We start from the raw sequence: 11,169 nt of genomic DNA, 5'->3' as shown, positions 1-11,169 counted from the left end.
GTAGATGACTACACTTCACTTGCGCTTCATTGTATAAACGTCGCACAGGCTGCTGCAAAATCATACAGCAAAGATCAACACGCCCTAAGGAAAGTAAGCGGCTTTGTGCTCGCTTGAGCGCTGATTTCACCGTTGATGTGTGGCAAAACACCCGAAAAGGCTAGAAAAACACAGCTGGTTCTTCTAGGATCGCAGTTTTGCAGTTTCAGAGTCAAGCACCGTTCACTATGCCCAATCCCGCGCCGTTTAAAGCTCTTTTTAGTCAATTGCCCCAATGCGCTATTGCCGATCGTTTTTCTATTCGACGTCAATTGCAGCACTTGCAAAAAGCGAATTTAGCCGACGAGTCCGTGCAGCAGCAATTAGCCAAGGTGATTGACCGGCTCAATGCCTCCATTGCTCGCTGCGAGGAAAGGGCGGCTGCGGTACCCAACATTGAGTACCCGCCGTTACCGGTAAGCGAACGCAAAGACGACATTAAAGAAGCCATTGCCAACCATCAGGTGGTGATTATTGCCGGCGAAACCGGTTCCGGTAAAACCACTCAGATCCCCAAAATATGTCTGGAATTAGGCCGCGGCATTACCGGTAAGATTGCGCATACCCAGCCGCGCCGATTAGCAGCCAGAAGCGTCGCATCGCGCATCGCAGAAGAGTTGGGCACGCAGATAGGCGAAAAAGTCGGGTTTAAAATCCGATTTTCCGATCAGGTTAGTGACAATACTCTGGTTAAATTAATGACCGACGGTATGCTGCTGGCAGAAATGCAGCAGGACCGATTTTTAAATGAATACGACACCATCATTATCGATGAAGCGCACGAACGCAGCCTGAACATCGATTTTCTGATTGGCTATCTAAAGCAATTGTTGGTAAAGCGCCCAGAGCTCAAAGTTATTGTTACGTCAGCGACTATTGATCCGGAGCGTTTTTCCAGGTATTTCAACGATGCGCCTATCATTGAAGTCAGTGGTCGTACGTTTCCGGTTGAAATCCGTTATCACGATCCGCAGGATTCGGAAGAGGAGCAGGATCAGGTTGACCGGATCATCAATGCTGTTGATGAACTCATGCGCGAGCCGCGTGGTGATATTCTGGTATTTTTAAGTGGTGAACGGGAAATTCGCGACACTCAGGATGCATTAAGTAAACAGCAGTACCGCAATACAGAAATAATTCCTCTGTACGCGCGCTTGTCTGCTTCAGAGCAGCAACGGATTTTTCAGCCTCATGGTGGGCGCCGAATTGTACTGTCAACTAACGTGGCGGAAACGTCACTTACTGTGCCGGGGATTAAATACGTAATCGATCCGGGTACTGCACGCATTTCGCGCTACAGTCCGCGCAGTAAAGTACAACGATTGCCCATTGAACCGGTATCCCAGGCCTCGGCAAATCAACGGGCTGGTCGTTGTGGCCGTGTGTCTGAAGGGATTTGTATTCGCCTGTACACTAAAGACGATTATGAAAATCGTCCGGCGTTTACCGATCCGGAAATCCTGCGGACTAATCTGGCGTCGGTTATTCTGCAAATGCTTACGCTGGGTTTAGGCGATATTGCGTCATTTGACTTTGTTCAACCACCAGATAGCCGCCAGATTAACGATGGGTTTCGATTGTTGGAAGAAATTCAGGCCATCGAGCGGCGCAAGGGCCAGCCCCGTTTAACACAGTTAGGCCGTCAAATTTCACGCTTGCCGGTAGACCCCCGATATGCCCGTATGGTGGTGGCAGCCGGTGAATACAACAGCCTGATGGAAGTGATAGTAATTGCGGCGGGACTCACCATACAGGATCCGCGCGAACGCCCTCAGGAAAAGCGGGCGCAAGCCGACGAAAAACATTCAGAGTTTGCCGATAAAGACTCGGATTTCATCGCACTATGGAATCTCTGGCTGGCGTTCAGAGAAAAGCAAAACGAACTGACGAATAACCAGTTGCGCAAATGGTGTCAGACAAACTTTATTAATTATCTGCGCATGCGTGAGTGGCAGGATATTGTGAGTCAATTGCGTAAATCGGTTGCGGAACTTGACTTGCGCATTACTCAGCAAGCGGCTGATTACGCTTCAATACATCAGGCTTTGTGCACAGGCTTACTGTCGCACATAGGTATGAAAGACAAAGAGCGGGAATACCTTGGCGCCCGCAATACCCGATTTATGATTTTTCCGGGGTCAGGACTATCCAGAGCTAACCCCAAATGGGTCGTGGCGGCTGAGCTGGTTGAAACGTCAAAGCTGTTTGCCCGTATGGTGGCAAAAATCGATCCCGCGTGGATAGAGCGCCTGGCCGGGCATCTTATCAATCAACATTACTCAGAGCCTCACTGGTCTAAAAAGCGCGGTGCAGTCACCGCCAGCGAAAAAGTCACGCTGTTTGGTTTACCCATTGTGGCTCAGCGATTGGTAACCTATAGCCAGATCGATCCACCTGTATGTCATCAGTTATTTATTCGCGAAGCGCTGGTGAATGGTGATACGCGACTGCAATACGACGTGCTGCAAGACAATCAGGCATTGCTGCAACTGGCCGACGACTGGGAGCAGAAAACACGGCGTCGTGATTTGATGGTTGATGAGCAACAACTGGTAGACTTTTACGCCGCAAAATTGCCGGTTGCCGTTAACAGCGAAGCGGCATTCAAAAAGTGGGCAAAACAAAAAGACGCTCTGGCGTCGCTGCGGTTTACCGAACAGGATGTGTTCGTGCAGCAACCCGGCGCAGGGTTGGCTAATGCCTTTCCCGATAGCTGGCAACAAGGAAACCTGACGCTGCCGTTGCGCTATCATTTTGAACCCAATGCTATTGATGACGGCGTAACGGTTAGTATTCCACTGCCATTGCTGAATCAGGTGGTTGCCGATGGTTTTGACTGGCAGGTGCCAGGATTGCGCCACGAGTTAGTGGTACAACTGATCAAGAGTTTGCCTAAGCGACTGCGACGCAATTTTGTACCCGCGCCTAATTACGCTGAAGCCTGTTTGGCTGATATGAAAGAAGCCGACGAAAAAACGGGTAAACCCATTCCGTTGCTGGAGGCGTTAGCGCAAAAATTACTGCGTATGACAGGGGTTGCTGTAACACCAGAAGACTGGCAGTTAGATCAGCTCGACAAGCACCTGGTGATGCATTTCGAAGTGGTGGATGCCAATCGCAAGGTACTGGCCAACGGCAACGATTTAGAAGCGCTTAAACAGACACTTCAGGGAAAAGTAAAGCAAACCTTCGAAAAAGCGGCAACGCCAGAGCTTGAGCGCAAAGATATCACCAGTTGGGATTTCGACGCGCTTCCACAAAGTTTCACGCAAAAGCACGGCGGTTTTGAAGTGCAGGCGTATCCTGCGCTGGTGGTGAAAGGCAAGCGCGTTGACATAGAATTGTTACCGGAGGCAGAGCAGGCAGAAAAGCAGCATCAGCAGGGGTTAAACCGATTGCTAATGGTGAACATGCCATCGCCAGTGAGCTACCTTGAAAAGAAACTGCCCAACAAAGCTAAACTGGGGTTGTATTTTAATCCTTTTGGGCAAATTAAAGCCCTTATAGACGATTGTATTCTTGCGGGTATCGATGCGCTAAGTACGCGTTTTCAGGAGCAATCTGGTTGTATTGTACGCGAGAAAGCACAATTCGATGCCTGCCTGGATTACGTAAGGGCAAACATTAACGACGAAGTACTGGTCATTGCACAACTGGTAGAAACCGGGTTAACGCTGGCCCATGAATGTCAGAAAAAGATGAAAGGCAAGGTGTCATTCGACATGGTTACCGGTTTAAGCCATGTTAAAAGCCATTTGTCCACATTGGTGTTTCCGGGATTTGTTGCAGAATTTGGCCGTTCAAGACTGGAAGACTGGAATCGCTACCTAAAAGCGCTGGCACGACGGCTTGAAAAACTGGCGGTGGATCCTAATCGCGATCGCATGCAGCAACTGGCCGTTGAGAAGGTGGAAAGCCGTTATCAAAGTGTGCTTGCCAAATATCCGAAACACAAAGTGCCAGAGGAATTACTTGCAGTGCGGTGGATGATAGAAGAATTACGGGTATCCTTATTTGCTCAACAACTTGGTACAGCAATACCTATTTCAGCTAAGCGGATAGAAAATCAACTGGAAAGCTTTTAAGCTGAAATAACATTGACAAGCGGTAAATGTCGCCCTATAACCAATATCATGTGAGGGGGGCTCTACAGGCTTCCTATTGATATGGTAGTAGCGGTCACAGGAGATGTAAAAATGTTAGGATACGACGACAAGCGAAACTTTTTCAGGATGATGGTGAATTCTCCTTGTCAGGTGCAGATCATCGATGACGAGTCGAGTCGTTCATTGCAGGCAGTGTGCAAAGATATCAGTGCAACAGGCATGTCACTGGAAGTGGATGAACCGTCCATTGAAATTGGTACAACGGTGAATATCAGCATCGACTCTACCAGTTCTCAAATTCCGTCATTATCTGCAGTTGCCAAGGTAGTGCGTTGTGTTGCCCAGTCAGACAGCAGCTGTGTAATTGGGGTTGAAATCTCAGAAATGAAATAATCATTCGACGCGATTGCGTTTGCTGGTGTCGAATCGATTCATTTAATTAAACCAATCAATAAATTTGGTTTTAATTTGTCTTTTCTATTAGCAATACTTCTCATTATCAAGTGAGGAGATTGCTATGTTGAAAACCATTACCTTTGCCATGGTACATTTTTGTGTTGCGTTCACGGTAACGTATTTATTAACGGATAGTTTTTTGGTTGGTGGCGCAGTAGCGTTAGTTGAGCCGGCAATTAATACCGTTGTTTTTTACTTCCATGAAAAATTCTGGCAGAGAATAAATCGCGCCAATGGCCAGGAATTTTCACTGGCCGCTTAATTGGCTGTCAGCACTGGTGAGGGCAGGGAATTATTCTATCTGACAAATCAAACCTTTCAGATAGTAGCCTTCCGGATAGTTGAGCGCGGTAGGGTGATCAGGGGCCTGTGACAGGTGTTCCAGAATGCGTGCCTGACGACCAGCATCCAGTGCTGCATCTGCCACCACCTTCTGGAAAAGATCTGCAGGCATTAACCCCGAACAACTAAAAGTTAACAGAATACCGCCAGGTTTTACGGCGTGAATACCATACATATTGATGTCTTTGTAACCCCGGCAAGCGCGGGTAAGAGACGCCTTGCTGTCAACAAACTTGGGCGGATCAAGGATCACCATATCAAATTGCGTTTGATTGCTGTGATACTGACGCAACACGTCAAATACATCGCCTTTTACCTGGCTGCACTGTTGCGGGTTAAACCCATTCAGTTCTATATGAGTTGCCGCCATATCCAGTGCCGGTTGCGATACGTCCACGTTGGTAACGTGAGTGGCGCCACCCCGCAGTGCATAGCAGGCAAAAGTGCCGGTATAGCTAAAGCAATTAAGTACACTGGCATTTTGTGCGTATCGGCTTGCTGCAAAACGGTTTTCCCGCTGATCGAGATAAAACCCGGTTTTATGGCCGGTGTGCAGATCGACGCGAATGGTGACCCCGTGTTCCTGAATATCCACGGTTTGTGGTACATCACCCCATAATGTTTGTATTAGCGGCTCCAGTCCTTCTTTTTGCCTTACGTCTACGTCGCTGCGTTCAAATATTGCGCGCAGTGACAACGTGCGTTGCAATGCCCAGACAATTTTATCGCGATGCTTGTCGGCTCCGGCACTCAATAGTTGAACGACGGCAACGTCATCATATAAATCAACGGTAACACCCGGCAAGCCGTCTGATTCAGCGGCAATTAATCGGCACGCATTGGAATTTGAGCGGGCCATAATTTGTTGGCGTAGTTGCCAGGCGGATTCGATTTTGCGGCAAAAGAAGGCGTTATCGACGGTTTCGTTTTGATCGAATGTCCACATCCGCACTCTAATTTGCGAATTCGGAGAATATGCGCCGCGGCCAAGCCATTTGTTGTCAGCACTGAATACGTCTACGGTATCGCCCAGACGACACCGGCCTTTTACCGCGGCAACCGCACCTTCGAACACCCAGGGGTGGCGGCGTAATAAAGACTTTTCCCTTCCGGGTTGTAAATAGATTTTTGCAGACATATGCTTGGCATTCTTAGAACAATGACGGGCGCGCAGTATACTGGCGATAGCGATATGAAGTCCAGTTAACCGGGCATTTGCCTTGCTGCTGATGGCTATCGTTTATACATGCGCTTGCACAAAGACGCATTTTAATCAGGGCAAAAGGAAATCAATGTGTCCGATAATCTGGCTCAACCCACTTTTACTATTGTGACTCAGCTCAGCGACATGGACTTTGACACCATCCACGCCTTTGTCAGTCAGACTTACTGGGCTAAAGGCATCCCCGCCAGCACGTTGAGAACGGCGTTGGAGCACTCTGTGTGTGTGGGTATTCTGCATGGCAAGGAACAGGTTGCGTTTGCCCGGGTGATCACAGACAAAGCCACGTTTGGTTATTTAGCTGACGTGTTTGTGTTACCTGCTTATCGCGGCCAGGGGCTGAGTAAACACCTGATCGACACCATTGTGCATTTACCTGAATTACAGGGCTTGCGCCGTTTTATGCTGGCCACCAAAGATGCGCATAGCCTTTATTCGCAATTTGGTTTCAAGCCGGTTACTGATCCCACACCGCTTATGCAAATCCACCGGCCTGATATTTATCTGCAAGGGCAATAAACAGAGTAATGAACATGAAATACATAGCATTTGATAGCAATAATCCCCAGGCGTTATTGCAAATTGCAGAATGTGCTGTGCCAGCCATAACACCTACTCAGGTGTTAGTGAAAGTAAGTGCATTTGGCGTTAACCGTGCTGACTTATTACAGCGTGCCGGGCACTATCCGCCACCACCGGGTGAAAGCGAGATTCTGGGTTTGGAAGTCTGTGGCACCCTTGTTTCTATTGGTAGTGATGTCTCTGGCTGGCAGCCAGACGAAAGGGTTTGTGCCATCATTGCGGGCGGCGGCTATGCCGAGTATGTCGCCATTGAGGCGTCACACCTTCTGCGCGTGCCGGCAAATTTAACTGATGCTGAAGCGGCCGGTCTTGCAGAAGTGTATCTCACGGCTTTTCAGACACTACATACTATTGCTGGATTACAGCGCGGACAAAAGGCGCTGATTCATGCCGGTGCCAGCGGTGTAGGGCTGGCCGCCATTCAGCTTTGTCGCCTTTGGGGCGTAGAAACTGCTGTGACGGCGTCTTCGGCTGACAAGCTGGCGGTGTGCGAGGCGCAAGGTGCATCGGTGTTAATTAATTACACCCTCCAGGATTATGTCAGTGAGCTCAAGCAGCACTGGCCTGATGGGGTCAATGCGGTGCTGGATATGGTGGCGGGCGACTACGTTAACCGAAATCTCAATATTATGGCGATGGATGGCACTGTGGTTTATCTGGCAATGATGGGCGGCCGGTTTGCCGAAAAGCTGGATATGGCTAAGTTACTTGCAAAGCGAATAACGATCACCGGCAGCACATTAAGAAACCGCTCGGTAGCGTACAAGGCCGATTTAGTGGCCGCATTTTCAAAAGCGTGTCTGCCCGCTTTCAGCACCAGAGAATTATCGGTGGTAATAGACGGCGTATACATGGTGACAGACATCAATGCGTGTCACGAAGCCATTCAGCGCAACGCAACCAAGGGAAAGCTGGTGGTGCGTTGGCAATGAGAGCATCCACACTGTTTTTATTTATTGCATTAGCAGGGACTGTGATCCCGCTGAAAGCGTTCGTAAACTGGTTGATGGAATACGGCGTGCACCCCGTATTATTTTGGCAGCATCTAACCGCTACTCCGCTGAGTGTTTTTGCCTGGCTGGATGTATTTATTTCTGCAGTAGCGATTCTGGTATATTTATATATCACTAAGGCACGTTACTCGTACCCACAAATTATCAGTATTGTCGCGGCAACCTGCCTGATTGGTGTGTCGTGCGGGCTGCCATTATTGATGAGTTATCAATTCCGGCAGCAGGAAAGCGGGGAGATTCCCGCTGAGTAGTTGGAATATTCACCCGTAGATTAGGTGTTTGAACTCTCTGGCTGATACCCCGAGTCCTCCTGAGTTGGGTTATTCGCACCCGCCCGGGCCAATTCGTCGCAGCGTTCGTTTTCAGGATGGCCGCTATGGCCTTTAACCCAATGCCAGTTCACTTTATGGCGTTTTATTGCGTCGTCCAGGCGTTGCCATAAGTCGGCATTTTTTACCGGTTTCTTGTTAGCGGTACGCCAGCCATTTTTCCGCCAGCCATGGATCCACTGATTAATACCGTTTTTTACATACTGACTGTCGGTGGTGAGTTCTACCAGACAGGGTTTGGTCAGTTCGTTGAGTGCGGCAATAGTCGCCAACAGCTCCATCCGGTTGTTGGTAGTGAGCGTATAGCCCTGACTCAGCTCTTTGCGGTGTTTGCCGTAAATGAGTATCGCGCCGTATCCGCCTGGCCCGGGATTGCCTAAACACGAGCCATCGGTAAAAATATGAACAGATTGTTGCGCCACGAATTCTCCTTTTTTGTTATGAAGGCGTGGTCTGCCAGCAATGGCTTGGTATACTACCGGAATCTGACCAAAGTTTAGAGTGGTTTATGCGTCAAATAGTACTGGATACAGAAACAACGGGTATCGAACCCAGAGAAGGGCACCGGATTATCGAAATTGGTTGTGTAGAAGTGGTTAATCGCCGTTTAACTGGCAATCATTTCCACGTATACATTAATCCTCAGCGCGAAATTGAACAGGAAGCCATTGAGGTTCACGGGATCACCAATGAGTTTTTGGCTGACAAGCCGGTGTTTGCCGATGTAGCCCAGGACTTTGTGGACTTTATTCGCGGTGGCCAATTGGTTATTCACAACGCTCCGTTTGACGTGGGCTTCATGGATCACGAATTTGCCATGCATGGCCCCACTTCAGGCATATTAACACGCGAAATCTGCACGGTACTGGATACCCTGGTACTCGCCAGAGACATGCACCCCGGGCAAAAAAATAACCTGGATGCATTGTGTAAGCGCTATGGCATAGACAACAGTCACCGCGAATTGCACGGCGCTTTACTGGATGCTGAGATCCTGGCCGATGTGTACCTGATCATGACTGGTGGTCAGACAGATTTGAATCTGGCGGGGAATAATCAGGCGGCTGGTACCGGGGCAGAAGTGATCCGTCGAATTAAGCGCGGCGCAAATAAATTAAAGGTTATTCAAGCCACTGCCGATGAATTAACACAACATGAGGAACGTCTGAACCTGGTTGAAAAACAAGGCGGACAGTGTTTGTGGCGTAACCTCTGATTTCTTTTAGCCGGGATAGGGCGCTAGCATTGGTTTTAAATCGCATCACACGCATATGCGTACTTTGGACTCTGGTATTGGCATCCGGGCATGCTCTGGCACAGTCACGCGATGAAATATTAAGTCCGGCTACTGGCTCTGCACCCAATTCGGCGGCTCCAGGTTCAGCCGGTGCTGATGATTCCCCTATATCGCTAATCGGCAGCGAGTACGAAAACGGTATTAAGCTATTACAAAACCGCTTTCGAATTGATTACAACGTGGAAGAAGTCACTATGGTGTTCTTCCGCGAATATGGCTCTGCACCTGTGGTGTTGGTACGGCCTGACGGTTCCAAGATTTTTCAGAGTCAGGTAGACGGTAAAGACATCTTTTGGTTTGATGCCGACACCTACGACATGATCAATATTAAAAATCCGGTACCTGGTCCCTGGCAGGCGGTGGGGCAAATCCTACCGGGTAGCCGGGTCATGGTGTTGTCTGATATCGCGTTACATGCCGATCCGCTGCCTAAAATTCTGTTCTCCGGTGAAATTCTTAAACAAACGGCTTATTTAACCAATGGCGATAAGCCAATTGATTACAGCCAGTTTCGCGACGTGGTAGAACTCACCATTGATTTGGTGAGTACCAATAACCCCAACTATGACAATTTTGGTGCCGACGACCAGCAAATTGCTACCTTTGAAGACAATGGCAGAGGCATGGACGAAGCGCCGCTGGACGGTATTTTTACCGGACAGTTTAACCTGGGCGTTGCAGCAGGAGAGTGGCAGCCGATCTTTCGTGTCAGCACGCCGATGTTTACCCGGGAACAGGTCGATCCGCCCATTCGTTTGTATCCCAATCCGGTCATTATGAATGTTGAGTTAGATGGCGGCGGCAATGATTACCACAAATTACTGATTGACGTAGACCGCGAGCTGGTTGACTTAAATTCGCTCCTGGTTGATGGAAAAGTGCGTTACCCCAATGGGGATGTGCAGAATTTTTCACTTACCGAACCCAGTGATGCGGTGCGGGAGCATCTGATTATTGCTTTTGACTATGGCATTTTCCGCGTCAAGCTCACCGCTTATGGTAAAACGGTGAATGGCCGGGATTTTATATTGGACGTGCCCGAATATACGTTTCTGGTGGCGGAGCCAGAATTACCTGAGCCTGAGATTGTAGCGCCGGTGGCAGAGACGATGCCTGAACCTGCTATGGTTATGCCGGAACCCGTTCCTGAACCTACCGGCATGGATAACCAAACGCTGATGATGTGGCTGATTGCTGTGAATGGCGGCATTATTCTGGTTGGTGGAATAGTGATTGGCTTGGTAATGTGGTTTAAACGCGCCAGGAAAGCCCCGTCTGACACCTCTGCTAAAGCGTCAGGAAACGTTTCTGGAAAAGTTTCTGGCAAAGCGCCGGGAAAGACGAACAAGGCGCCTGCTGAAGGTGAGGCGAAAAAAGGGTTCCTTGCAAACCTGTTGGGCAAGTTTAAAAAGAACAAAGCACCAGAAGGCAATTAACCGTCAGACATGACCCAACGTACCTGCTTATATCAATAAGTATTTGTTCGTTCATTGGTTTAACCGGGCTAGCGGATTTTTAATCAATTCGTTGCCAATTTCGTCGATATGGCGAATAAACAGGCAAACGATTCGAAGAATGACAGTTTGGTAAAAAAAACCGTTGACTCGACTAAATGGAATCCGTATTATCTGCGCCGCAGTGAGGGGCATGGTTCTGAAAAGAATCTTGTTAAATCGCTGAAATAATTGAAAATGTGGAGCGGTAGTTCAGTTGGTTAGAATACCGGCCTGTCACGCCGGGGGTCGCGGGTTCGAGTCCCGTACGCTCCGCCACTTTTCAACTG

The 11,169-nt window shown here is 48.9% G+C and carries 10 protein-coding genes and 1 tRNA gene; 9 read left to right on the top strand and 2 right to left on the bottom strand.

Annotation, left to right across the window (positions count from 1 at the left end; genetic code table 11):
• The first annotated feature begins 227 nt into the window (after positions 1 to 227).
• From hrpA to ACLR2L_RS15030, 3 genes are all read left to right on the top strand, one after another.
• Positions 228 to 4,124 carry an ATP-dependent RNA helicase HrpA gene (gene hrpA, locus ACLR2L_RS15040; RefSeq protein ID WP_413369196.1) on the top strand — a complete coding sequence of 1,299 codons (3,897 nt, stop codon included), beginning with the start codon at positions 228 to 230 and terminating at the stop codon, positions 4,122 to 4,124.
• 111 nt (positions 4,125 to 4,235) lie between these two features.
• Positions 4,236 to 4,538, top strand: coding sequence for a PilZ domain-containing protein (locus ACLR2L_RS15035; protein ID WP_140957062.1), 303 nt, complete (start codon positions 4,236 to 4,238; stop codon positions 4,536 to 4,538).
• Between the two features lie 124 nt (positions 4,539 to 4,662).
• Entirely contained in the window at positions 4,663 to 4,863 is a 201-nt protein-coding gene (locus ACLR2L_RS15030) for a DUF2061 domain-containing protein (protein ID WP_413369194.1), read from the top strand.
• 30 nt (positions 4,864 to 4,893) lie between these two features.
• Here ACLR2L_RS15030 and ACLR2L_RS15025 read toward each other — a convergent pair whose 3' ends face one another.
• A complete protein-coding gene (locus ACLR2L_RS15025) occupies positions 4,894 to 6,081 on the bottom strand; it encodes a class I SAM-dependent rRNA methyltransferase (RefSeq protein WP_413369192.1) in 1,188 nt (395 codons plus the stop codon).
• A gap of 156 nt (positions 6,082 to 6,237) precedes the next feature.
• Between ACLR2L_RS15025 and ACLR2L_RS15020 the strand changes: the two genes are divergently transcribed.
• The 3 genes from ACLR2L_RS15020 to ACLR2L_RS15010 are packed head-to-tail and all read left to right on the top strand — an operon-like array spanning position 6,238 to position 8,011.
• Entirely contained in the window at positions 6,238 to 6,684 is a 447-nt protein-coding gene (locus ACLR2L_RS15020) for a GNAT family N-acetyltransferase (protein WP_413369190.1), read from the top strand.
• A 14-nt stretch (positions 6,685 to 6,698) separates the two neighbouring features.
• Positions 6,699 to 7,679, top strand: coding sequence for an NAD(P)H-quinone oxidoreductase (locus ACLR2L_RS15015; RefSeq protein ID WP_413369189.1), 981 nt, complete (start codon positions 6,699 to 6,701; stop codon positions 7,677 to 7,679).
• Positions 7,676 to 8,011, top strand: coding sequence for a DUF2834 domain-containing protein (locus ACLR2L_RS15010; protein ID WP_413369187.1), 336 nt, complete (start codon positions 7,676 to 7,678; stop codon positions 8,009 to 8,011). Before ACLR2L_RS15015 ends, ACLR2L_RS15010 begins: the two co-directional genes overlap by 4 nt.
• Positions 8,012 to 8,031: 20 nt before the next feature.
• On the opposite strand, the gene rnhA is transcribed toward ACLR2L_RS15010, so the two are convergent.
• Positions 8,032 to 8,511, bottom strand: a complete 480-nt coding sequence (gene rnhA / locus ACLR2L_RS15005) for a ribonuclease HI (protein ID WP_140957067.1) — start codon at positions 8,509 to 8,511, stop codon at positions 8,032 to 8,034.
• A gap of 86 nt (positions 8,512 to 8,597) precedes the next feature.
• On the opposite strand from rnhA, the gene dnaQ reads away from it, so the two are divergent.
• The 3 genes from dnaQ (at position 8,598) to ACLR2L_RS14990 (ending at position 11,158) form a co-directional block, all read left to right on the top strand.
• Positions 8,598 to 9,305, top strand: a complete 708-nt coding sequence (dnaQ, locus tag ACLR2L_RS15000; RefSeq protein WP_140957068.1) for a DNA polymerase III subunit epsilon — start codon at positions 8,598 to 8,600, stop codon at positions 9,303 to 9,305.
• Positions 9,306 to 9,334: 29 nt separating this feature from the next.
• Positions 9,335 to 10,822, top strand: coding sequence for a TIGR03503 family protein (locus ACLR2L_RS14995; RefSeq protein WP_413369185.1), 1,488 nt, complete (start codon positions 9,335 to 9,337; stop codon positions 10,820 to 10,822).
• A 259-nt stretch (positions 10,823 to 11,081) separates the two neighbouring features.
• Positions 11,082 to 11,158: transfer RNA gene (locus tag ACLR2L_RS14990), tRNA-Asp, on the top strand.
• Positions 11,159 to 11,169 lie beyond the last annotated feature (11 nt).

It is taken from the genome of Alteromonas sp. AMM-1, from assembly GCF_047290655.1.
GTDB classification, from domain to species: domain Bacteria; phylum Pseudomonadota; class Gammaproteobacteria; order Enterobacterales; family Alteromonadaceae; genus Alteromonas; species Alteromonas mangrovi.
Note: the sequence above shows the minus strand (reverse complement) of the source record. Positions and strands in the feature narration are given on the sequence as shown.